The sequence below is a fragment of the Tropicimonas sp. genome (assembly GCF_047971885.1).
In the GTDB taxonomy this organism is placed as follows: domain Bacteria; phylum Pseudomonadota; class Alphaproteobacteria; order Rhodobacterales; family Rhodobacteraceae; genus Tropicimonas.
In genome coordinates, this window is sequence record NZ_JBKEAE010000139.1 from 19,390 (window position 1) to 44,896 (window position 25,507).

The 25,507-nt window shown below is 65.2% G+C and carries 9 protein-coding genes; 2 read left to right on the forward strand and 7 right to left on the reverse strand.

The genetic code is table 11. The features are described from left to right. The first annotated feature begins 128 nt into the window (after window positions 1–128). Complete coding sequence (locus ACK5IR_RS12010) at window positions 129–12,746, forward strand: hypothetical protein (protein WP_416929204.1); 12,618 nt, start codon at window positions 129–131, stop codon at window positions 12,744–12,746. A 96-nt stretch (window positions 12,747–12,842) separates the two neighbouring features. Here the strand turns inward: ACK5IR_RS12010 and ACK5IR_RS12015 are convergent, their stop codons facing one another. The 3 genes from ACK5IR_RS12015 to ACK5IR_RS12025 are packed head-to-tail and all read right to left on the reverse strand — an operon-like array spanning window position 12,843 to window position 17,773. Next, complete coding sequence (locus ACK5IR_RS12015) at window positions 12,843–14,165, reverse strand: HlyD family type I secretion periplasmic adaptor subunit (protein WP_416929206.1); 1,323 nt, start codon at window positions 14,163–14,165, stop codon at window positions 12,843–12,845. Beyond that, on the reverse strand, window positions 14,162–16,420 hold the full coding sequence (locus ACK5IR_RS12020; protein ID WP_416929208.1) for a type I secretion system permease/ATPase: 2,259 nt from the start codon (window positions 16,418–16,420) through the stop codon (window positions 14,162–14,164). Before ACK5IR_RS12020 ends, ACK5IR_RS12015 begins: the two co-directional genes overlap by 4 nt. Window positions 16,421–16,435: 15 nt before the next feature. Next, window positions 16,436–17,773, reverse strand: a complete 1,338-nt coding sequence (locus tag ACK5IR_RS12025; RefSeq protein WP_416929210.1) for a TolC family outer membrane protein — start codon at window positions 17,771–17,773, stop codon at window positions 16,436–16,438. Window positions 17,774–18,045: 272 nt separating this feature from the next. On the opposite strand from ACK5IR_RS12025, the gene ACK5IR_RS12030 reads away from it, so the two are divergent. Continuing rightward, complete coding sequence (locus ACK5IR_RS12030; RefSeq protein WP_416929212.1) at window positions 18,046–18,723, forward strand: OmpA family protein; 678 nt, start codon at window positions 18,046–18,048, stop codon at window positions 18,721–18,723. A gap of 123 nt (window positions 18,724–18,846) precedes the next feature. Here ACK5IR_RS12030 and lpdA read toward each other — a convergent pair whose 3' ends face one another. The 4 genes from lpdA to ACK5IR_RS12050 form a co-directional block, all read right to left on the reverse strand. Continuing rightward, a complete protein-coding gene (lpdA, locus tag ACK5IR_RS12035; protein WP_416929214.1) occupies window positions 18,847–20,241 on the reverse strand; it encodes a dihydrolipoyl dehydrogenase in 1,395 nt (464 codons plus the stop codon). Between the two features lie 115 nt (window positions 20,242–20,356). Next, window positions 20,357–21,874 carry a 2-oxoglutarate dehydrogenase complex dihydrolipoyllysine-residue succinyltransferase gene (gene odhB / locus ACK5IR_RS12040; RefSeq protein ID WP_416929216.1) on the reverse strand — a complete coding sequence of 506 codons (1,518 nt, stop codon included), beginning with the start codon at window positions 21,872–21,874 and terminating at the stop codon, window positions 20,357–20,359. Window positions 21,875–21,877: 3 nt separating this feature from the next. Continuing rightward, the gene (locus tag ACK5IR_RS12045) at window positions 21,878–24,829 is read right to left on the reverse strand and encodes a 2-oxoglutarate dehydrogenase E1 component (RefSeq protein ID WP_416929218.1); all 2,952 of its coding nucleotides are present in this window, start codon (window positions 24,827–24,829) and stop codon (window positions 21,878–21,880) included. 178 nt (window positions 24,830–25,007) lie between these two features. Then, window positions 25,008–25,507, reverse strand: a 500-nt coding sequence (locus ACK5IR_RS12050; RefSeq protein WP_416929220.1) for a succinate--CoA ligase subunit alpha, incomplete at its 5' end; no start/stop codon positions are given.

Sequence of the window (25,507 nt, forward strand, 5' to 3'; positions counted from 1 at the left end):
ACAAAAAACCACACACATTAACGATATTCGCCAAGAATGTTAGGAAAATCTTCTAAAAGTCTCTAGATCCTTGTAATTGTCTGCGCGCGCCGCTGTTCCGGCGCTGTCTGGTACGAGTGAGATTTGTTGTGAACATTCAAGCGTTCGACCCGAACACGGGTGTCAGCCTTGCCATCTCTCAAACCGAACTGGCCGAGCTTGTCGAACAGGCTCGCAACGGGGTTGCGACACAGGGTCTGACCCTTGCCGACCCGTTCGCATCCGAGGTGCGCCTGCCGGCGGGAACCGAAACCTCGCGGCTGCTGGTACTGGGCAACGATCTGGTTCTCGTACAGGGCGACGGCAGCATGATCGTGCTGCTTGGCGGCGCAAGCGGCGATTATGACGTGATGATCGGCAACCACAGGGTTCCGGCAATTGCGCTTCAGAATGTCGCCTCGCCTAACGATGCCTGGGCCGCCCCGGCGGACGTGCCACCCACCGATCTGGGCGCCATCGCCGCCGAATACGCCGAACTGGGATCGGGCGACGACGCGACGATCCTCGCCGGGGAACCGCTGGTCGGCCTGCAGATTTCGCCGCTGCTGCCACCCACCGACTATGACCCGCTTCCCGCATTCGACTGGCACAGGGGCGCCGGCAATTTCACACGTGCGGCAGACGACGAGCTCAACCTCGACCTGCCCGATGTGTGGTTCGGCGAAACGGCCATCCTGTCGGAGACCGACGCGACCGTCGGCCTCAGCATGGCCGAATACCCGTTCTTCGGCCTGGTCAACCCGGGCGACGGCGGGCAGGTGGTCAATGTCCAGTTGACCATCTCCAACCTGCCGCTGGGAACGACCGCAAGCATCGGCACGCTGGTCGCAGCGGCGGACGGCACGCTGACCCTGCAGTTCAGCGGCACGCTCGCCGAATACCAGAGCCTGCAACTTGTCTTCCCGCAGGATTTCTCGACCGAAAGCCGCCTCGACGCGCCCGAGGGCGATCTGGCCGGGGTGATCGTGCTCACGTCGGCGAACGGCGAAGAGGCCGGATCGGTGGTGAACATCCGCATCCTTGCCGAGGGCGATGTCGAAATCGACTCCAGCCTGCCCGACACCGTGGCCGACGAGACAGACGGACCGACCGCGATGGTACCGTCCGAACTTCTGATGCCGGTGGTGACCGATAACGAAGGCTCGGAAAGCCTGACCTCACTGACGCTGGTGATCGCCGGCCTGCCGGGCGACGGCAGCTTCACCGTTGCCAATGGCGTTTCCGGCCTGCCCGCTGGCGCGACCGTCCTGTTCCAGCAGGCGGCAGACGGCTCGGGCACACTGACCATCACCATGGACAGCGCGCAGGTGGCCGATATCGCCGCAGCCTATGCGGCGATCGAACTTTCCCTGCCGACCGATTTTTCCACCGCCAACCGGACGGATCTGAGCGGCGGGCAGAGCGGGCCGACCTCGCTGCCGATCACCCTGACGCTGAGCGTCGCGACCGACGAGGACAGCGATCTTTCGGTCGACAGCGCCAACGACGGGCAGGCAACGGTCAGCCGCACCGTCGATATCGCGCCCGAGGTCGACGCCGCTGTCGCCGCGCCTCGCATCGTGCGCGCACAGGAGGACGACGGTTTTGTCGGCGAGCCCGCCCCCGGTGTTACCATCGACATGGATATCGACGTCTCCGTCTTCGATATCGACGGCTCGGAAACCGAATCCGACGAAGATCCGCGCTTTGCGACCCGGGTCGAGATCGCCTTTGCCAACCTTCCCGAAGGCGTTGCGGTCAACGGCGGCACGCTCGATGGCAATCTGTGGACCGGGACGATCACCGAGGCCGAGGCGCTGACTCTGCATTTTCCGGGCAACTATGCCGGAATCGTCAACGCCGAGATCACGGCGATCACCCCCGAAGGGCAGGTTTCAACGCCCCAGACGATCATCATCACACCGGTCCGCGACGCGCAGATCGATTTCACCAATCAGGTCGACCTGACGGAAACCGATGGGCCGGTCCGCGTCTCGATGGGCGCTTTCGTGACCATCACCGAGACGGACCCGAACGAAACGCTCGACCATGCCATCATCAACCTGCCGGGGCTGCCACCCGACATGCAGGTCGTGGATGCGAACACTGGCCTGCCGGTCGGTACGCTGACCGACGCAGGCGATGGCACCGTCACCTTCCATTACGAATATTATGCCGCTGCCGGCGGCACGCATCCGCTCGATGTCGTGCTCGTGTTCCCGCCCGACTATTCGACCCAGACACCGGCAACCGATCTGGTGGCCACCATCGCCTTCCAGACCATTCAGGCCGGCGAGCCTTCCGATCTGGTGACAGGGCAGGTTCCGATCTTCATCGGTCACGAGGGCGACGTTGCGATCACCGACAACGGCCCGCTTTCGCTGACCGAGACCGACGGGCCCGATGCCGCGGCGCTGACCTTCCGCCCCGCATCCTCGCTGGTGCCGGCCGCAACCGACCAGGACGGCTCCGAGACAATCACCACGCTGACATTGGAAATCACCGGCCTGCCGGCTTCGTTCGATCCGGCCGACATCGCCGGCCTGCCCGCCTCGGTCACCCCTGTCCTGACCATCGCGGCCGACGGTTCGGCCACGCTGACGCTGACGATCACCGACGCGGACGGCGATGTGACCGCGATCTATGACACGATCGAGATCGTCGTCCCCAACGATTTCTCGACCGCCAACCGCACCGATCTGACCAGCGGCGAAACCGCGCTGCCGATCACCATGACGCTGAGCGTGCGCACCGACGAGGACCAGACCGCCGGCGACGATACACCCATCGACGGCGAGGCAACCGCAACGCAGACCGTCACCATCGCCTACGAGCCGGACCTGACGGTTTCGGCGCCCGCGTCGGTCACCGTCGACGAAGACGGCGGCGTTGCCGAAAGCCATGGCGGCGTGACTGTCGATTTCGGCATTTCCGCCGCCGGCAACGACCTCGACGGATCGGAAGACGACGCAATTGTCACCATCCGCTTTACCAACCTGCCCGCCGGCGTGACGGCGGCCGATTTCTCGACCGGCACGGCGGATATCGCGGCCGGCACCTGGACCGGCACGATCGCCGAGGCCAATGCCCTGACACTTGCCCTGCCCGGCGATTACTCGGGCAGCTTCGGGCTGGCGATCACCATCACCTCGAACGAGGGGACACAGACGGCCTCGCAAACGGTCACCGTCAACCCGGTGCGCGACATCGAACTGACCACGCCGACGCTCGAAGCGGCCGAAACCGACGCGGCCGTCACGGTGACCCCCTCCAGCGCGTGGACGCTGCAAATCACCGACGGCGACGCCAACCTGCCGCACGAGATCTTCACCACAATCAGGCTGGAACTGTCCGGCCTGCCCGCCGGGATGAGCTTCGGCGGTGTGCCCGCCGGCACGATCGACTATGACGGGGCAACGGGCGAACTCACCTTCACCGGCAGCGAAGCGCAATATGGCGCCCTGCAACTGATCTTCCCGGCCGACTTTTCAACCGTCAGCCGCAATGACAGGGCACCCGGCGACATAACCGGTACGCTGACCGGCATTTCGACCGAGGGCGAGAAATCGGCCCCCGTTTCGCTGAAGATCACGCCCGAAGGCGATGTTGCGATCACCGACAACGGCCCGCTTTCGCTGACCGAGACCGACGGGCCCGATGCTGCGGCGCTGACCTTCCGCCCCGCATCCTCGCTGGTGCCGGCCGCAACCGACGCGGACAACTCCGAGACGATCACCACGCTGCGGCTGGAAATCACCGGCCTGCCGGGCGACGGCTCGTTCGATCCGGGCGATATCTCGGGCCTTCCCGCCTCGGTCACCCCGATCCTGAGCATCGCAGCCGACGGTTCGGCCACGTTGACGCTGACGATCACCGATGCCGACGGCGATATGACCGCAATCTATGACGCGATAGAGATCACGCTTCCCAACGATTTCTCGACCGCCAACCGCTCCGACCTGACGAACGGCACAACCACGCTGCCGATCTCGATCAACCTGTCGGTTCGCACCGGCGAGGACCAGACCGCAGGCGACGATACCCCCATCGACGGCGAGGCGACCGCGACACAGACCGTCACCATTGCGTTCGAGCCGGATATCGAACTGTCGGTCGACCCCGGCACCGTGACCGTCGAAGAAGATGGCGGCGCCGGCGGGACCGGTGGCGTGTGGGTCACGCTCGACATGATCGACATCGCGATCACCGACGACGACGGCTCGGAAACCGCCGACCCTGGCGACCCGCGCTTTGCCGCCACCGTCACCATCACCTTCACCGACCTGCCCGCCGGAACGACCTTCAGCGCCGGCACGCTGGACGGGCTGGTATGGACCGGCACCGTCGCCCAGGCGACGGGACCGCTGCGCATGCATATCCCGGGCGATCAGAGCGGCACCTTCCCGGCAACGGTCACCGTGACAACGCCCGAAGGCAGCGAAAGCGCGCCGCTGGTGGTTGTGGTGACACCCACCTCCGACGTGGCGATCTCGGGCGCGGTGGTCACGGCCGAAACCGATGGCCCCGTCACCGTGACGCTGAGCGATTTCATCGATATCGACATCTCGGACAGTTCCGAAACGCTCGGCCGTTACGAGATCACCCTGTCCGGCCTGCCCGCCGGCATGACATCGAATGCGGGGACCTTCACCTCGGACGGCGGCTCGCCCGAGACCTTCACCTTCCACTTCGTCTGGGACGATACCAGCGGTCAGGCAATCACGCCCGACACGCTGACCCTCACCTTCCCGACCGATTATTCGACGACCAGCCCGGCAACCTCGCTGGCGGCCGATGTCGCTGTCCGGACACGCGATGCCGACGGCACCCTGCTGCCCGAGGTCACCGCCTCCATCCCGGTGACGGTGAATTACGAGGACGACATCGAAATCAGGGGCAGCGGCAGGCTGGAAACGGCGGAAACCGATGCGCCCGTCATCTTCACGCCGTCCGATCTGCTCGAAGCCGTCGCAACCGATATCGACGGCTCCGAAAGCGTGACAAGCGTCAGGCTGGCGTTCGCCAGCCTGCCGGCGGGTACGCTTTATTCCCTCGACGGCATCACCTGGAGCGCCGCGCCGGCGAGCCACGTCTTCAACCTGACCGCCGCGCAATACGAGACCCTGCAAATCAGCCTGCCCAGGGATTTCTCGACCGAAAGCCCGGCCTCCACCCTGACGGCGACCCTGACGGCGAACACCAACGAAGCTGGCACCGCCAGCGGGACGATGACCATCAGTCTGGACGCCGAAGGCGACGTGCAGGTCAGCGGCACCGGCACGATTACCCTCAGGGAAAACGATGCGCCGGCCGACCGGGACGAGGACAACACAACCCGCAACCCCGTCCAGTTCTACCTGCGAGACGCGGTTCAGGGCAGCGGCGCCGATGCCGACGGCTCCGAAAGCATCCAGCGTGTCGAGGTCAGCATCAGCGGCCTGCCGAATTCGGCCGCGAGCGGAACAGCCATCGGCATGCCGAACGCCTCGTGGTATTCGCTCGACGGAACCAACTGGCTGCGCGTGCCCGCCGATGGCATTCTTCCCGACCTGACGGCGGCGCAATACAACGCACTGCGCATTAGGCTGCCGAACGACTTCTCGACCGCGAACCCGGCAACGACGATCAGCGGCAAGGTGATCTTTACCACCAACGAAGCGTTCATGGCGGGCGAGGATACCAACGCGCCGGAGGCCAGTTCGACCGACGGCATCGCCAGCAAGACCTTCACGGTCACCGTCTCCTCCGAGGCGGACGTGGACATTACCGCCGCGACGATCACCACTTACGAGGATGTGATTTCGGCAACCGGAAACCCAATCGCGCTGAACCTCAACGCCGCCGTCACCGATATCGACGGCTCCGAACACATCACCGGAATCAGGGTGACCTTTACCGGCCTGCCGACAAACGGTGCAACGACCTTCAGCAACGGGCAGAGCCTGACCGGCCCCACCGGCACGCTCAGCGGCCTGACGCTGGCGCAACTGCAAAATCTGGCGGTGACCAGCTTCCCCGAGCATTTCTCGGGCCGGATCCTGATGACGGTCAATGTTGTGACCGACGAAGGCACCACCGCCGGCACCAGCCTCAGCGCCTATCTCAACGTGACGCCGGTGGCCGAACCGACCATTACGCTGACGGTCGACCCCACCGAAACATGGGTGAACCAGACCAGCATCTCGGACGACAGTTTCATCGTCAAGGAAGATCAGTCCTTCCGGCTTCTGATCGAAGCCGACACGCCCGACAAGGACGGCTCGGAATCGTTGCGGACGGTCGTGATCGAGAACATGCCGGCCGGCTGGCTGCCGGGCGGCAACGTGCTGAGCTATTTCGAGGATGGCGCGGGCGACATCAGCACCGCCACCTTCAGCGGCACCACCCTTACGATCACGCTCAAGTCCGGACTGACCGACTTTTCCGGCGCCGTGCGCGTCACGCCACTGCACAATGACGACCGCGATGTCGAAACGATCGTCGGAAACGACCTGAAAGCCACCGTGACCTCGGTCGATACGGCGGCGGGGCTTGCCAGCAACACGCAGACGGCCAGCGATACCACCGATGTGGACGTCGATGCGGTGGTGGACCCGCTCACCAGCGGGTTCAACGACAGAACCATCGGCGAGAACACCGGCGGCATCCGTGCGATAGGCAACCTCTTCAGCAGCTTCGGGCTCACCGATACCGACGGGTCGGAATTTGTTCAGAGCGTCACGCTGACATTCTCGGTCTCGACACTGAGCGACGGTTACGATCTGACGGATACCGGAGACTTCCAGCTTATTACCCGCGCACCGGCCGGTTTCGTCAGCATCGTCCCGACCCTGGTCGACGGCGATACGATTCGCTTCACGATCACGCCCACCGCCGGCACCTCGCAGGCGGACTTCGCCACCGCCATGAGAGCGCTGCAAATTCGCGTTCCACAGCATTTCAGCGGTGTTTTCGACGTGGAAGGCACAATCAACTGGTCCGAAACGCTTACCGGAGACGTCGAAACCGACCCGGCCGACAACCCTGCCAGCACGGATTTCACCGCCACCATCGAGGTCCGGCCGGTTGCCGAGGCCGATCTGACCTTCACCGCCTTCGTGCGCGGCGACGACCTGACCACCGGCGACACCACCAGCAGAAGCCCAACCTCGATTTCGGGATCGGCGACCGACGGCGGAAGCGTTTCGATCGGCCAGATCCTTACCTTGCGCGAAACCACGCTCGACGGGTCCGGCCCGGGCACCACCACCGACGGGTCGGACAACGACCAGGTGCAGGTCTATCTGGGCATCGACGCCTCGACGCCCGACACCGACGGCTCCGAGGGGCTGGAGACGCTGACCATCAGCAATATCCCGAGCGACTGGCTTCCCGACAGCTGGAAGGCCGGCGGCGACATCGCCGAGGCCGACTGGGCAGTGCTCAGAACGCTTGATGGCGGCAGCGCGCTGTCGGCGGCGGAACTGGCCAAGATCGATTCGATCAATGTTGACCTGGCGACCGGTGTGGTGACCATCACCTTCGTTGGCGACGTGACCTCGTTCGAGGCATCGCTGGCGCTCGAACCCACCCCTTACGAGGATTGGGACCCCGATCAGGAGCACCCTTTCATCGACGGCCGCGACACCTCGTCGGCAGGAACCTTCTATGGCGAGGATATCGCCATGAAGCTGACGACACGCGACGGCAACACCGCCCGTGAAGATACCGAAACGGCCGAGGTCGAGGCGGATATCGACGTTGCGCCGGTCAACAACACCGTCTTCATCGTCGAGGTCGGCCCGGGCGACGAAGGCGAGATCGACGCTGCAGGCGGCATCTGGAGCACCTATATCGACATCGGGCTGACCGATGACGACGGGTCCGAGACCATCACCGGGATCATCATCCGCGACGTGCCGGCCGGAATCACCGTCTGGGTACGCCAGACCCCGGGCGATCCGGCTTCGCCCTACGTGCCGGCGCTGCTCACCCAGCTCAACACGACGCCGGGCCACAATTCCTGGGCGATTAACGACGGGGCCTGGAACGATATCGAATTCCGCGGCATCCCCACCCATTTCGCGGGCGATTTTTTCCGCGAAGTCCGGGTTGTGAGCAAGGAGTACGACGGCCGGACAGCGATGCACACCATCGAGGCCAATTTCTACATCGAGCCGGTTCCCGACGGGGGCGACCCGTCGGAATCCGCAACGATCTACGAGGATACGCCGGGCCTCATCCGCTTCGACGGCAACATCATCGACCATACGGCGGAATCGCCCGAGAGCCTGGTCAGCGTCACGCTGGAGAACATCAATGCCGATTCCTTCGGCCGTTTGCCGACCTTCTACACCAGGGATGCGGGCGGCAACCTCGTCGAACTGCCGCTGAGCGGTTCGCCGGCCGATGGCTGGTCGCTGGAACTGACGCCCGCGCAGGCGGCAAACCTGTGGGTGCAGGCAGGGCAGGACAGCAACGAGGATTTCTCCTTCGATGTCCGCGCCGTCTATCAGGAAGACATCGATCCGACCAAGACAATCGAGACGGTGGGAACCGGCACCATCAACGTTATCGGCGTGGCCGACGACCCCGATGTCACCGTGCAGAACCCCGATCTGAACGATTACCCCACCGACGCCGGCAGCGGCGGTCTGACTGCCGCCGAGATCGACGGCTACTTCGGAGGTGCCGCCAGCGCCTATCACGCCTATGCCTATGCCGGTTACGGTGGCACCACATTCGAGCTGATCCAGCGCGCAAGCCGGGATCTTCTGATGTCGAATTCAGTTGACCCCGACAATGCAGGAAACCTTACAGCGACGAACCCCGATGGAACGTCCGTCACGCCACTGTCGGGCATCAGCGGCGAAATCGATGTCGGCGGCCCGGGGGTCGGCGGAGACGACGCGTCCGAAACGGTCTATTTTGTCATTACCGGCTTTGCCGGCACCGGCCACGCCCTGCAAGGGGCGACGCCGGCGGGGGCAACCGGGACGAGTATCGACAGTGTCGACGCATATATCGTGTCGCAGGCCCAGCTCGACAGCATCAGGTTCATTGCCGGCACTATCGACACACCGACGTTCTACGATTTCCAGATGTACACCGTCGTTATCGAGAACGATCAGGCGATGCCCGATTTCAGCGGGCTTTCCCCCGACGAGGCGATGGCGGCGATCGACGCGCTGATCGGCGGCCATGTCGAGGTCAACGACTTCAGTGTGCTGGTGCTGCCCGGCGAGGGCGACGACACAACCTGCCCGCCGGACCCGCCGACCATCCCCAACCTCGAACTGATCGCCGTCGGCGACGAGGACACCACCTTCCCCGTTCAGTTCAAGCTGACGCCGGGCAACGGGTTCTCGACCATCGGCGATCTGGGCGATGTGCCCGGCATCAACGGCAGCCTGTCGGTGGGCGTGACCCTTCCGGCCGGCGCGACGCTGACCAGCACCGTGCCCGGCGCCGTCCTGCTCAACCCGGTGACGGGGCAGTACATCATCAACTTCGCGCTTCTCGGCGCAGACCCCTCGGATCCGACGCTCAGCAATGCGCTGATGTTCACCCCGCCGTTGCACCAATCCTCGCCCGACGGGTTTGCCTCGGGCACCTTCGGAACGGAAACGCCCTATGACGGACTGAACAGTCTGGAGATCAGCACGATCCTGACCAACTATACCTGCGGCACCGTCGATACCGCATCCGGCAGCCAGACCATCATCATCAATCCGGTGGTGGACGGGCCCGACATCGTGTTCACCGGACCCACCGAATTCGACGAGGATACCGCCTATACGGGCGGATTCCGCCTGGAGGGCATCGACCCCGGCGAGCGGCCGCTCGATACGGTGACCATCACGGTGGATCACGCCACAACGGGTGCGACGCTGTTCCTGAACGGTACCGAGATCACCAGCTACACCGACAGCGGCGGAATGCGCAGCTACACGCTCTCCCATGCCGATCTCGAAAACGTCGAACTGTTCGCCGGCGAGCATTACAGCGGCCCGCTGACCGTCAGCGTTACCGGCAGCAGTCAGGATGTCGACGGTTCGGTCGGTTCCAGAACCGAATCGATAACGCTGAACGTCGTCGCTGTCGCCGATGAGCCGGAGTTCATCTACGACACCACGGTGACCGACCCGGAAACCGGGCTGCCGGTGGTCGACTTGTCCGGGCCGATCCCGGTCATCACCGGGATCGAGGACACCAACTTCAGGCTGTCCGACGTTCTGACCGCCCGGTCGCCCGACCAGGACGGATCCGAGTTCGAAAGCTACGTGGTCTCGTTCGACGATCCCAACGTCTACAGCTACATCACGATGATCGTCGCCGCCGGAACGCTGAGCGGCATCATCGACAACGGCGACGGTTCGATGACCTTCAGCAAGGCGGCCTTCGATTCGTTGCAACTCGCCCTGTCGGAGGATCACGCCCGGACACCCGATCCGCTGTTCGACATCCCCGACCGGATCAAGGTGACGATCACCGAAAACACGCTGGAGCTTTCCAACAGCGACACCAACAGCGCCACAACCGAGTTCTACCTGCAGTTCCGGCCCGATGCCGATACCCCCGAGGTGACGAGCTTCGACATCGCACCGGGCACCGGCACCGAGGATCAGGCGCAGCCCTATACCCTGACGGCAACCGCACAGAGCCCGGATTTCCACGAGAGCATCCACTTCGTGGTCTCGGGCCTTCCGGCGGGCTCGGTGCTGACTGTCGATGGCGTGGCGGTCACCATCGCCGCGGACGGAACGGCGACCATTCCGGGTGTCGCAGGCCCGGCAGCCGATGGCGTCGCGCCGGTCTACAGCCTCGGCGGCACGGTCGAATTCACCCCGCCGGCCGATTTCGGCGGCGATGTCGACCTGCAGATCGTCGCGGTCAGCACCGACAGCAACAGCCTCTACACCGATACCGAGACCTCTGCCCCGGCGGATGCGGCGATCGACATCGCCGTCGCGCCCGATCTGGTGGTGACGGTGACCGACACGATCATCGACGCCGACGAATCCGACGCGGCCGTCACCATCAAGCCGTCCGACGGCTTCGATATCGCGGTCACGGATGCCGACGGGTCGGAATCGGTCGATCAGGTGACCTATGTGCTGACCGGCGTGCCATCGGACATGGGCTACAGCCCGTCGACCGGGGTTTCGCTTTCGGGCAACGTGCTGACCTTTACCGGCACGCTGGCCGAGTTCGAGGCGCTGAACCTCGAATTCCCCGCCGGCTTCTCGACGGAAAGCCCGGGATCCTCGCTCACCGCCAGCCTGACGGTCAGCACCAACGAGGGCGGCAACCAGACGGTCGGCAACGAAATCCGGATCGCGGCGGAAGAGGACCTCGATTTCGCCGTGACCGAGCCCGATGTCACGCTCGCCGAAACCGATGCACCGCTCGTCTTCACCCCGGCCGACCAGATCGATGTGACGGTGGACGACCCCGACGGATCCGAAATCGCCACGGTGAGCTACACGCTGAGCGGCTTGCCGGCCGGCACGGTCGCCAGTGCCGGTTCGATCACCGGCGGCACGCTTACCTTCACCGGCACCGCCACCGAATTCGCGGCCCTTCAGATCACCTTCCCGGCTGATTTCGCCACCGCAACCGGTGCGACCCTGACCGGTACGGTGAAGGCCACGACCAACGAAGGCGGCGACAGCGGAATGCCGGTGGCGCTGACGGTGACGATCACACCCGAACAGGATATCGACCTCACCGTGACACCGGATCCGGATGAATACGATCCGTCGTTCACGCGGCAGACGGTGGCGCTCGGTATCGCGGCGGTCATCAGTGAAACGCTCACGCCGCATCTCGAAACGCTCGATCAGGTGGTGGTCAGCTTCACCTCGGCGCTGTCGGACGAGGTTGTGGTGTCGGACGGCACGCTGAACGCGGCGCGCGACACGCTGACGCTGACCCGGGGCACCACTGAAAGCGTCGCCGATTTCGAGGCCCGGGTAGCGGCCGTTTCGCTCGACCTGCCGACCCTCTTCACCGATGACATCGCGGGCGAGGTGACGGCAACGTCGAACCACGGCACGGCCGGACCGGTTGCGTTCTCGGTCGAGGCCAACACCCTGCTGCCCGACGATGTTGCCGGATGGTCGACCCAGCCCACCCCGGATACGGTGGTGACGCTGGACGCCACAACGCCGATGGGCAACGCCACCGGCACGCCCGGCAATATCGAGATCGCACAGGGCACAACCGGCAACGATACGGTCATCTGGGATGCCACCAGCCGCCCCTATACCGATATCGACGGGTTCCGCATGCTGGATGGCGCCGATCTGGTGGACCTCGGCGGCGCCAGCCAGGGCTATGCCATCGATCTCGGCGCGGGCAACGATACCGCTTTCGGCGGGGCCGGAAACGACCTGCTGTACGGCGGTGCCGGATCCGACATCCTGAGCGGCGGCGCGGGCGACGACGTGCTGCGTGGCGGTCCGGGTGCGGACACGCTGACCGGAGGGGCGGGCAACGATCTCTTCGTGATCGACAGCGAGCCGGGAATTGCCGACGTGATCACCGATTATCAGTCGCGCGATGCCGCCGGCAACGGCGACACCATCGACCTGACAGCATTCGGCAGCGGACGCAGCTTTGCCATGCTGGGCAACGCCCTGCAGGTAGACGGCGAAACGGTCGTTTCGTTCAGCGGCGGCATTCCCGACGAGGTTCAGATCATCTTCGAGAATGCCGCAGGCGTGGCCGAGGCGGCGGCTATCTAACGAACCCGGTACCAAAGCACATGAAAACGGGCCCCGGCGGGGCCCGTTATCCATGGCGGGCGATGTGACGCCGTTCCGGCGGCGCAAACGCCCCGCTCAGCGCTCGCGCAGCGCTTCAGCGCGCGCCTTGCGCAGGGGTTTCAGGACATAATCCAGCACGGTACGTTCGCCGGTCAGGACATCGACCGAGGCGACCATGCCCGGCTTGATCTCGTGCCGTTCGCCGCGCCGCTCCAGAACGTTGGTTTCGGTTTCGACGATGATCGGAAAATAGGTGAATCCCGTCGTCTCGTCGGTTTCGGCATCGGCGCCGATCCGGGTGACCGACCCGTCGAGCGCGCCGTAGATGGTGAAATCGAACGAGGTCAGCTTTACCCGCGCCGGCAGTCCGGTGCGGATAAAGGCGATGTCCTCCGGTCGCACCCGCGCCTCGACCTGCAGGCGGTCGCCCACCGGCACGATCCGCAGCACTTCCTCGTCGGCGCGGATTACCTCGTCGATGGTGTTGACATTGATCTGCGAGATCACCCCGTCCACCGGCGCCCTGAGAACGGCACGGTTGACCACATCGCTGGCGCGCTTGATCGATTCGTCGATTACTTCGAGCTTGCCCTGCACATCGGCGCGTTCGGCCGAGATCTCGGCCCGCCGTTCCAGTTCCAGCTCGCGCAGCCGCGCCTCGGCCTCGCGCAGCGCACCGCTGGCCTGCGCAAGCTGGCTGACCAGATCGTCGGCCTCCTGCCGCTTGGCCGCGCGCTCGCGTTCGATGGGCAGGATCTGGGCACGGGGAATGACGCCCGAAGCGGTCTTGATGTCGATCTCCTCGTCCAGCAGGGCGAGGCTCTCCCCGACCCGCCCCTGCGCGGCCGTAATTTTGGTGATCTCCTGACGCGCCTGATCCACCTGCGCCTCGGTCACCGCGCGCTGCCCGACATAAGAGGCAAGCCGGGTATCGAACATCGCGTTCTCCCGCAGTGCGATCGGTGCCTCGGCATCGATCCCGCTGCCGCCGAAATCGAGCGCCTGCACACCCGCGGCCTCGGCCTCCAGCCGGTGCATCCGGGCGGCAAGCGCGGTGCGCTGTGCCCGCAACTCGCCCAGATTCGCCGCCGATCCGGTATCGTCGATCCGGACCAGCACATCGCCCGCATTGACGATATCGCCCTCGGCGACGTGGATTTCGTGCACCACCCCGCCTTCGAGGCTTTCGACGATGCGTGCCCGACCCGAGGGCACAACCCGCCCGTCGGCGCGCGCGACCTCCTCGATCGTCGCACGCGACGCCCAGACGATCCCGGCGGCAACCGCAACGACAAGCAGCATCAGCAGCAGGGTAACCGTGTGCGAGGGTCGGCCGAGCCGCGCCCCGGCGCTGCCGGTGGCGAAATCGCGCAATTCCCGGTCCAGTCGCGCGCTCACGATTCCCTGCCCTTCGATACCTGTTCGAGCCTCCGCAGAACCTCGTCGCGCGGCCCGTCCTGCAGCACGCGCCCCTTGTCCAGCACCACCAGCCGTTCGGCCAGATCCAGCAAACCCATCCGGTGGGTCGAAACGACCAGTGTCATTCGGCGCTGCCGGAGCGCCGCGCCCAGCCGCTGAATGAAGAGCTTCTCGCTCGCCATGTCCATCGACGAGGTTGGCTCGTCGAGGATCAGCACCCTGGGGCGGGGCAGCAGCGCGCGGGCCAGCGCCACCATCTGCCGCTGGCCGCCCGAAAGGTTGCGCCCGCGCTCGGCGATGGGCATGGCCAGCCCCTGCGGGTGCGCCGCCGCCAGCCGGTCAACCCCGGCGATGCGCGCAGCTTCGACGATATCGGCATCGCGGGCCTGCGGCACACCAAAGGCGATATTTTCGGCCAGTGTGCCGGAGAACAGCACCGCATCCTGCGGCACCAGTTGCACCTCGGCGCGGATCTGCGCCGCGCCAAGCTGCCGCATGTTGATCCCGTCGAGCAGCACCATTCCGGAGGTCGGCGCGTAAAGCCCTGCCATCAGGCGGACAAGGCTTGTCTTGCCGCTGCCCACCGGACCGACGACGGCAACCCGCTCTGCGCCGCGGACCGACACCGACACATCCGTCAGCGCATCGATCTCGGCCCCGGTATAGCGCAGGCTCACCCCGTCGAGCGTCACCGAGCCGTCGACGATCTGCGCGTTGATCGGCCGGGTCTCGGGCGCGCTGTCGGAGGCAAGCTTCATCACCTCGTCAAGGCTGCGCAGCGTGGACATGGCGAAGCTGCCGCGCAGGAACAGGCCGGACAGTGCGGCGGTGGGCGCAAGCGCCCGGCCCGACAGGATCATCGCCGCTATCACCGCGCCCATGGTGATCCGCCCCTCGAGCGCAAGATAGACACCGATCACCACGATCCCGATGGAGGATGCCTGCTGCAACAGCGCGGTGACGGTGGTGGCAAAGGTGGCGAGCCGCCGATTGCGCTCCTGCGCGATGGCGGCCTCGGCCACATGGGTTTCCCAGCGGCGCTGCATCCGGCTCTGGCCCGACACCGCCTTGAGCGTTTCGAGATCGGTCATCGCCTCGACCGCGACAGCGTTCTTCACCCCGCCGGTCTGGCGCGCCGCATTGGCCGCCCGCCGCATCGGGATCAGCACCGCCATGCCGATCAGGATCGTTCCGATCAGAGCGATCGTCGGCGGCAGCGCCAGCGGACCGCCGACATAGGCGATGACCCCGAGAAACAGCACCGTGAAGCTGAGATCGGTCAGCGTTGCCACGGTCTGCGAGCCGAAGAAATCGCGCACCTGCTCGTAATCCTTGAGCGTGTTCATCAGCGCACCGGTCGACCGGTTTTTCGCCTCGAGCCGCAGGTCGGCGATGTGGCGGAAAAGTGCGGCCGATACCGACAGATCGACGCGACGGCCCACACGGTCGATCACCCCGGCGCGAATCCATTTCAGCGCCGCATCGAGCGCCAGCGCGATACCGACGCCAGCCACCAGCGACCACAACGTCACCAGCGCCGCGTTGGGAAAGACACGGTCGTAGACGTTCATGGTGAACAGCGGCACGACAAGACCGAGCACGTTTACCACGACCGAGGCCAGTATCACCTGCAGGTAGTCGGGCCAGTGCGCGGTGACGACACCCCAGAACCAGTGACCGCTTCCGGCCTGCGCCATCGCCGGCCCGGCACGGCCGGATTCGTCGACCTCGGGGCGCAGCACCAGCGCGTGGCCGGAATAGGCGGCCTGAAGTTCGGGCAGCGGCAACGAAATCGCCTCGCCACCCTTGGCCGGCCAGACGACGCGCGCCCGGCCACCCGGCTCGCGCGCGATCAGCACGCAGGCGTCACGACCGTTCAGAAACAGCACCGCCGGCAGAACCGCGTCGGGCAGGTCGGCGAGCCTTCCCTTGCGGGTAATCATTGCGCGAAAACCCTGCGCCGCGGCGGCGGCCAGTGCCAGATCGGGCGTAAGCCGCCCGTCGGGGGGCAGCGGCTGGCCCGCCCGCAACACGGGCAGGCCGACATCGCGACCCATCAGCCGCATCGTTTCGGCCAGCGAGGATGCCAGCGGATCGAGTGGATCGTCGGGGATCGACCATTCTTCCGGCCCGGTTCCGGGCCCGCCCTGTGCCGGCTTCACAACCAGCCGGACCGGTTTTTCGTCGCGGGTGCCATCGGCAGGCGGAACGGCGGGATCGCTACCTTCCACCATTCTCAACCCGCCCGGTCATTGCCTGTCGACGGACTTGCGCCAGTTGCTGAAGGATCGCGCATCGAAGCGGGTCTCGTCCTCGCGGGCGCTGACCGGCGTCGCGCTGACCTGATCGGTGGCATAGGTGCTTGCATCCACAGGCGGCTCGATCCCGAGCGTCGGCAGCAGAACGCCTTCGGCGGCAAGGATCCGGTATTCGATATAGGTATCGAGCGACAGGACGTTGATCAGTTCCGCCTGCGCGCGCACCAGCGAATTCTGCGTGTTCAGCACGTCGAGAAGCGAACGGGTGCCAACCTCGAACTCGGTCTCGTAAGTGTCGCGCAGGTCGCGCAGTTCCCGGACCTGGTTTTGCAGAAGACCGACACGCTTGTTCACCTGCACCATGCTGTTCCAGCTCTGGCGGACCTCGCGCTCGACCAGCCGGGTCTGCGACAGCAGGTGTGCACGGCTTTCGCTGGTGCGGCGAACCTGCTCCTGGCGGTCGGCCCGGTTGGCACCGCCCTGGAATTCATAGCTGAATTCGACCCCGGCCGAAAACTCGTTGACCCGGCCTCTGTATCCGTCCACGTCCTCGCCATAGCGCCCTTCGACCACCAGATCGACGCTCGGGTACTTGTTGCTGGCAGCACGGCGCGCCATCGCCTCGGATGCGCCGACATCGTGCTGCGCAAAGCGGATCGTCGGGTTTTTCTGCCGCGCCGTGGCAAGCGCGTGGTCGAGCGAACCGGGCACCGCAGAGCCGAGCCCCGGAACGCGCACCAGCGCGTCGGGCTCGATCCCGACCACTTCGAGGAACACCGCCCGGGTGTCTTCAAGATCGAGCTCGAATTCCAGCAGGACATCCTCGGCCACCAGCTGGCGCTCTTCGGCCTGCAGCACATCGCCCGGGCCGACCACGCCATTGTCGAAAGCGCCCTGCAGCCGCCCGACAACCTCGCGGTGATAAGCCAGATTCTGCCGCGCCAGCCCCACCTGCTCCTGCATCCGCAGCACATCGGCATAAAGCCGTGTCGCCTCGAGCGCGAGCACTTCGGACCGCTCCAGCACCCGCAACGCGGCGGCATCGACCCGATAGGCCTGGCGTTCGATCTCCGAACGCGTCCACCAGCCGTCGAAAACCGTTTGCGTCACCCGCGCATTCGCCTCCCATCCTTCGATGGAATGCTCTGCGGCCGAGTCCGAATACCCGTAATCGTGGCTGGTTCCGGCCCAGCCGCCCAGCCGTACTTTCGGGGTGCGAAATGCCTTTGCCCGATCAAGCTCGAATTCGATCGCCTGCTTGTTGAATTCCGCCGCCTGTATTTCGGGATTGGTCTCGAGCACGTAAAGAACGGCATCCTCAAGCGTCAATGCGGAAGCTGGCAGAGCACACACCGTCGCGAGCAAAGCTGCGCGCAAACATACCTTAATGGGCACGGAAATCTCCCTGTATTATGATTGTTTCTATACACTCCCGAATTTCATTTCGACAACGTTGCCAGACTGAAATGACACAGTGCGTCGTCTAATGTGGCCTTCTTGCACTGATGCGGTTGCGCGTCGAGGGGCGATCTTGTCACAATGCGCCGCGAGTAGTTTGCCAGTTTGCGCGGTCTGTCGCGCCCCAATCGAAAGCTGTCACAATGCGATTGTTCGCGCTTGTCCTTGCCCTTTCATTTCTCGCATTCGGTCTTCCCCGCGCCGCAACGGCGCAGGACATTGCCACCGTCAATTTCGCCTTCGATTCCGATGTGCTGGATACGCAGGCACAGGCGCAACTGAAAACGGTCGCCGAAAATCTCAGGGCCAGCGGAAACTACCGCCCCACCGTTGTCATCGGCTATACCGATGCCGTCGGAAGCGCCGGTTACAATCAGGGGTTGGGCATGCGGCGCGCGCGCGCGGTCGCCAATGCGCTGGTGGCCGATGGTGTGCCGGTCAGCCGGATCGGAACCGTCGAAAGCCGTGGGGAGCGCGAGCTTCTGGTGCGGGTCTCGGGCCCCGAACGAGCCAATCGCCGGGTCACGGTGACGCTCGAACAGATGCTCGCGGCCTGCCGGAGCTGGCGCGATGTCGGGCTGACGCCCGCCTCGGTCGGGCCGATGCTGCAATCGGACCTCGACGCGCGGCTGAACGAGGCCGTGGCCTATCACGACCAGCTTGCCGCCAGCGGCCGGAACGGTGCCGCCTTCCAGATGGCCGCCGCCGCGCGCGCGGATTGCGGCACGGCGGTCGGCTTCGGGGGAACCCTGCGCAAGGTGGAATACGCCCAACGCTGCTTCTGCAGTTCGGCCCGGATGCGGGTGGCACTGAACGACTGACGGCATCCGGCGCGCTCAGCGGAAGCGCGCCTCCGGACTTTCCGGCAACTGTCGTCCCGTCGATGGCGGGACATGCGGGTCATCCGCCGCATCGCCGGAACGGTGCGGCGGCCAATGCGCCGGTCAGGCGTGAATCGCCCCGTCGCCACAGGCGAGCGCGGCTTCGCGCACCGCCTCGGAGAAGGTCGGGTGGGCGTGGCAGGTGCGGGCGATATCCTCGGCCGAGGCGCCGAACTCCATCGCCACGCAGATCTCGTGGATGATCTCGCCCGCCGACGGGCCAATGATGTGGCAGCCGAGAACACGGTCGGTGGTCTTGTCGACCAGCAGCTTCACGAACCCCTCGGTCTGCATCACCGCCTTGGCGCGGCCGTTGCCCATGAAGGGGAACTTGCCGACCCGGTAGGCGCGGCCGGCCTCCTTGAGCGCCTGTTCGGTCGCGCCGACCGAAGCGACCTCGGGGGTGGTATAGATGACACCCGGGATCAGGTTGTAGTCGATATGCGGCTTCTGGCCGGCGATCATCTCCGCCAGCGCGCCGCCCTCGTCCTCGGCCTTGTGGGCCAGCATCGGGCCCTCGATCACATCGCCGATGGCATAGATGCCGGGCACGCTGGTACGAAAGCCGCCATCGACGGCGATCTGGCCACGCGGCGTCAGCTTCACCCCCAGCTTGTCGAGCCCCAGCCCCTCGGTGAAGGGCAGGCGGCCCGTGGCCACCAGCACGATATCGGCATCCACCTGATGCTCGCTGTCGTCCTTGCGCCGCCGGTAGCTGACCTTTGCCTTGGTCTTGAGCGTCTCGACCTTCGAGACGGCCGCGCCGGTGACGATCTCCAGCCCCTGCTTCGACAGGATGCGCCGGAAGGTCTTGGCAACCTCGGCGTCCGCCCCCGGAACGATGCCGTCCATGTATTCGATCACCGTTACCTCGGTACCGAGGCGGCTGTAGACCGAGCCGAGTTCGAGCCCGATCACGCCGCCGCCGACGACGACCATCTTTTTCGGGATCTTCGGCAGGGCAAGCGCACCGGTCGAGGTGACGACGATCTTCTCGTCGATCTCGACCTCGGCTCCGGGGATCGAGGCCGATTTCGAGCCCGACGCGATGATGATATGCTTGGCCTCGTGCAGATCGTCGCCGATGCTGACCTTGCCGGGCGCGGTAACCTGCCCCCAGCCCTTCAGCCAATCGATCTTGTTCTTCTTGAACAGGAATTCGATGCCGCGGGTATTCTGGCCGACCACGTCCTCCTTGTAGGCGAGCATCTTGTCCCACTCGACCTTGGGCGCCGAGGTCCTGATGCCCATCTTTTCGAAATTGTGCTCGGCCTCGTGGACCAGATGGCTTGCGTGCAGCAGCGCCTTGGACGGGATGCAGCCAACATTCAGGCAGGTGCCGCCCAGGGTCTCGCGCCCCTCGACACAGGCAACCCTGAAGCCAAGCTGCGCGGCGCGGATGGCACAGACATAGCCCCCCGGACCGCCGCCGATTACGATGATGTCATAGCTTGCCATGGGGCGTCTCCTTTCGGATGGGGGCTCTCGTGATGAGGTGGAAGAGGGCCGTCTGCCCCCGAAGATACATTCAGACAAAAAGGCAGCGGCGACAGGCCCGTCGCCGCTGGCACGATCAGAGGTCCATCAGCATCCGCGCCGGATCTTCCAGCGCTTCCTTGACCTTGACAAGGAAGGTCACCGCGCCTTTGCCGTCGACGATGCGGTGATCGTAGCTGAGCGCCAGATACATCATCGGCCGGGCGACGATCTGCCCGTTCACCACCATCGGGCGCTGCTGGATCTTGTGCATGCCGAGGATACCCGACTGCGGCGGGTTGAGGATCGGCGAGGACATCAGCGAGCCATAGACACCGCCGTTCGAGATGGTGAAGGTGCCGCCCTGCATCTCGGCCATCGACAGCTTGCCATCGCGGGCGCGGCGGCCCTTTTCGGCGATGGCGGCCTCGATCTCGGCGAAGGACATGCTGTCGGCGTCGCGGATCACCGGTACCACAAGCCCCTGCGGCGTGCCGGTGGCAATCCCCATGTGGACGAAATTCTTGTAGACGATCTCGTCGCCGTCGATCTCGGCGTTGACCTCGGGCACGTCCATCAGGGCGGCGCAGCAGGCCTTGGTGAAGAACGACATGAAGCCGAGCCGCACGCCGTGGCGCTTTTCGAACTCGTCCTTGTAGCGGCTGCGCAGCGCCATCACCTCGGTCATGTCCACCTCGTTATAGGTGGTCAGGATGGCGGCGGTGTTCTGCGCGTCCTTGAGACGGCGGGCGATGGTCTGGCGCAGGCGGGTCATCTTGATCCGCTCCTCGCGCGAGGCGTCCTCGGCCGGAACCGGCGCACGCGGGGCGGCTGGCGCGGCGGGTTTCTGTGCCGGGGCGGCAAGCGCATTCAGCACATCTTCCTTCATGACCCGGCCGTCGCGGCCCGATCCCTGAACCTGTGCCGGATCGATCCCCTTCTCGGCCATCAGCTTGCGGGCGGAGGGCGCATCGGCCACGTCCCTGGCCACAGCCTGCCCGGCCGTAGCCGCCTCCTGCGCGACGCTGGCAAGACCGGCATCGGCCGTGGCCGCGACAACCGCGGCGCCCTCGCCGGCCGCGATTACCGCCAGCCGGGCAGAAGCCTCGACGGTTGCCCCTTCGGGAGCCAGGATCTCGGTCAGCACGCCGGCGACGGGGCTCGGCACCTCGACCGAAACCTTGTCGGTCTCCAGCTCGCAGAGCATCTCGTCCTGATTGACGGCATCGCCGACCTTCTTGAACCAGGTCGAAACCGTCGCCTCGGTCACGCTTTCGCCGAGCGTCGGCACCATGACGTCGACCGCACCGCCTGCGGCGGCGGGCGCTTCCGCCGCCGGCCGGGCGGCTTTGGGCGCAGGCGCCGCAACGGCGGCCTCGCCCTCGGAAATCGTTGCCAGCAGCGCATCGACACCTACGGTCTCGCCCTCGGCGGCAACGATCTCGCCCAGCACGCCGGCCGCCGGGGCGGGCACCTCGACCGTCACCTTGTCGGTCTCCAGCTCGCACAGCATCTCATCGGCCGCAACCGCCTCGCCCGGCTTCTTGAACCAGGTTGCGACCGTCGCTTCGGTGACGCTTTCACCCAGGGTTGGAACACGAACTTCGATGGTCATGGGTCATTTTCCCTCAATGGTAAGCGCTTCGTCGACGAGCGCCGCTTGTTGTGCCTTGTGCGAACTGGCCAGACCCGTCGCCGGCGAGGCCGATGCCGCCCGTCCGGCATAGACCGGCCGGGTATGGCGCGCGCCGATCCGGGTCAGCACCCATTCGATATTGGGCTCGATAAAGTTCCACGCACCCTGGTTCTTTGGCTCTTCCTGGCACCAGACGATTTCGGCATCCTTGAACCGCTCGAGTTCCTTGACCAGCGAAAGCGCCGGGAAGGGATAGAACTGCTCGACCCGAAGCAGGTAGACATCGTCGATCCCGCGCGCGTCGCGTTCGTCGAGCAGATCGTAATAGACCTTGCCGGCGCACATGACGACACGCCTAATTTCGGAATCCGGCCTGAGCTGCGTATCCGAATTGCCCTTTTGCGCATCGTCCCACAACACGCGGTGGAACGACGACCCCTCGACGAAATCCTCGCGGGTGGAAATGCAGAGCCGGTGGCGCAGCAGCGATTTCGGCGTCATCAGCACCAGCGGCTTGCGGAAGCTGCGGTGCAACTGCCGGCGCAGGATGTGGAAGTAGTTTGCCGGTGTCGAGCAGTTGGAGACGATCCAGTTGTCCTGCGCCGACAGCTGCAACCAGCGTTCGAGGCGCCCCGACGAGTGTTCGGGCCCCTGCCCCTCGAACCCTTGCGGCATCAGCATCACCAGCCCGGACATGCGCAGCCACTTGCTTTCGCCCGACGAGATGAACTGATCGAACATGATCTGGGCGCCGTTGGCGAAATCGCCGAACTGGGCCTCCCACAGGGTCAGCGCGTTGGGCTCGGCCATCGAATAGCCGTATTCGAACCCGAGCACGGCATATTCGGACAGCATCGAATCGATGACCTCGTAATGCGCCTGCCCCTCACGGATGTTGTTGAGCGGGTAATAGCGCTCCTCGGTTTCCTGATCGATCAGCCCGGAATGGCGCTGCGAGAAGGTGCCCCTGGTCGAATCCTGCCCCGAGAGGCGCACCGGATAACCCTCGGTGAGCAGCGAGCCGAAGGCCAGCGCCTCGGCCGTCGCCCAGTCGAAGCCGCGACCGGTCGCGAACATCTCCCTCTTGGTATCGAGCAGCCGCCCGACGGTCTTGTGCAGCGGGAAGCCCTCGGGGACAGTTGTCAGCGCCCGCCCGACCTCGTCGAAGGTCTCGCCCGGAATCGCGGTCTGACCGCGCTGGTACTGGTCGCCCTCGCGGTCGAGATGCGACCAGCGCCCGTCGAGCCAGTCGGCCCTGTTGGGCTTGTAATCCTTGGCGACCTCGAACTCCTCGTTGAGATGGGCCTGGAAGGCGGCCTTCATGTCCTCGATCTCGCCTTCGGGGATCAGCCCGTCATTGACCAGCCGCTCGGTATAGAGCGCCAGCGTCGTCTTGTGGCGCTTGATGCGGTTGTACATGATCGGGTTGGTGAACATGGGCTCGTCGCCCTCGTTATGCCCGAAGCGGCGATAGCAGAAGATGTCGATCACCACGTCCTTGGCGAATTTCTGGCGGAACTCGGTCGCGACCTTGGCGGCGTGAACCACCGCCTCGGGATCGTCGCCATTGACGTGGAAGATCGGCGCCTCGACCATCAGCGCGATATCGGTCGGATAGGGCGATGAGCGCGAGAAATGCGGCGCGGTGGTAAAGCCGATCTGGTTGTTGACGACGATATGGATCGTGCCGCCGGTGCGGTGCCCCTTGAGCCCCGACAGACCGAAGCACTCGGCCACCACACCCTGGCCGGCGAACGCCGCATCGCCGTGCAGCAGCACCGGAATGACCGAGCGGCGGGAAAGATCGTGGTTCTGGTCCTGCTTGGCGCGCGCCTTGCCCAGCACCACCGGGTTGACGGCCTCCAGATGCGAGGGGTTGGCGGTCAGGCTGAGGTGCACGATATTGCCGTCAAACTCGCGGTCGGACGAGGCGCCGAGGTGGTATTTCACATCCCCCGAGCCATCGACATCCTCGGGCTTGAACGACCCGCCCTGAAATTCGTTGAAGATCGCGCGATAGGGCTTGTTCAGAACATTGGCCAGCACGCTGAGCCGGCCGCGGTGCGGCATGCCGATCACAACATCGGTAACCCCCAGCGCGCCGCCGCGCTTGATGATCTGCTCCATCGCCGGGATCAGCGTCTCGCCGCCGTCGAGCCCGAAGCGCTTGGTTCCCATGTATTTCACATGCAGGAATTTCTCGAAACCCTCGGCCTCGACCAGCTTGTTGAGGATGGCCCGGCGCCCTTCGCGGGTGAACTGGATTTCCTTGCCGAAGCCTTCGATCCGCTCCTTCAGCCACGCGGCCTGCTCGGGATCGGAAATATGCATGTATTGCAGCGCGAAGGTGCCGCAATAGGTGCGCTTCACGATCTCGAGGATCTGGCGCATGGTGGCAACCTGCAAGCCCAACACGTTGTCGATGAAGATCGGCCGGTCCATGTCGGCTTCGGTGAAACCGTAGGAAGCGGGGTCGAGCTCGGGATGCGGGTTTTCCTCGCGCAGGCCGAGCGGGTCGAGATCGGCGATCAGATGGCCCCGGATGCGATAGGCGCGGATGATCATCAGCGCCCGGATCGAATCCAGCACCGCGCGCTTGATCTGATCGTCGCTGACCCTGACCCCGACGGTATCGGCCTTCTCGCGGATCTTGCGACCCGCCTCCCTGACCTCGGGTTCCGGCCATTCACCGGTCATCGCGGCGATCAGGTCGTCGGCGACGAAGGTCTTGCGCCGTGCCCAGCTTGGTCCGGTGGCCTCGGCCAGCACGTCGCGCTCGGGATCGCCGAGTTGCCGGAAGAAATCGATCCATACCTCGTCCACCGAGCCGGGATCCTCCGCATAGCGGGCGTAAAGCTGATCCATGTAGGCCGCGTTCGCCCCCTGCAGGAAGCTTGATGCGTGGAATACTTCGTTCTTGCTGTGCTCGGTCATTGAGGCACCTTCAGATTACGGTTCAGGCCGCGAAATGCGGCGGTTCAATAGTCTGGCCGGCAAAACCGCCAATACCCGGGCCGCGAAAGCGACCCGGGTCTGTCGTGTATTTCGAAAGGCGCCCTGATGCGGCTTCGAAACGTCCCATGCCTGCTCCCCTCCCGCGGAGCAAATCGGGTCAGCCGATGGCTTCCAGCACCGCCTGCCCCAGATCGGCGGGGTTGTCGGCCACCACGATACCGGCCGAGCGCATGGCCTCGATCTTGTCCTCGGCACCGCCCTCGCCGCCCGAGACGATGGCGCCGGCATGACCCATGCGGCGGCCCGGAGGCGCGGTGCGCCCGGCGATGAAGCCGGCGACCGGCTTGGCACGACCCTTCTTTGCCTCGTCCTTCAGGAACTGGGCGGCCTCTTCCTCGGCACTGCCGCCGATCTCGCCGATCATGATGATCGAGCGGGTCTCGTCGTCCGACAGGAACATGTCGAGCACGTCGATGAACTCGGTCCCCTTGATCGGGTCGCCGCCGATGCCGACACAGGTCGACTGGCCCAGCCCGACATCCGAGGTCTGCTTGACCGCCTCGTAGGTCAGCGTGCCCGAGCGCGAGACCACGCCGACCGAACCGCGCCGGTGGATATGGCCGGGCATGATGCCGATCTTGCATTCGTCCGGCGTGA

Excerpts from the sequence above, each read along its gene's own strand:
- ACK5IR_RS12020 (WP_416929208.1), bottom strand. The coding sequence starts at position 16,420 with ATGGTGGAAGGTAGCGATCCCGCCGTTCCGCCTGCCGATGGCACCCGC.
- ACK5IR_RS12030 (WP_416929212.1), top strand. The coding sequence starts at position 18,046 with ATGCGATTGTTCGCGCTTGTCCTTGCCCTTTCATTTCTCGCATTCGGT.
- lpdA (WP_416929214.1), bottom strand. The coding sequence starts at position 20,241 with ATGGCAAGCTATGACATCATCGTAATCGGCGGCGGTCCGGGGGGCTAT.
- odhB (WP_416929216.1), bottom strand. The coding sequence starts at position 21,874 with ATGACCATCGAAGTTCGTGTTCCAACCCTGGGTGAAAGCGTCACCGAA.
- ACK5IR_RS12045 (WP_416929218.1), bottom strand. The coding sequence starts at position 24,829 with ATGACCGAGCACAGCAAGAACGAAGTATTCCACGCATCAAGCTTCCTG.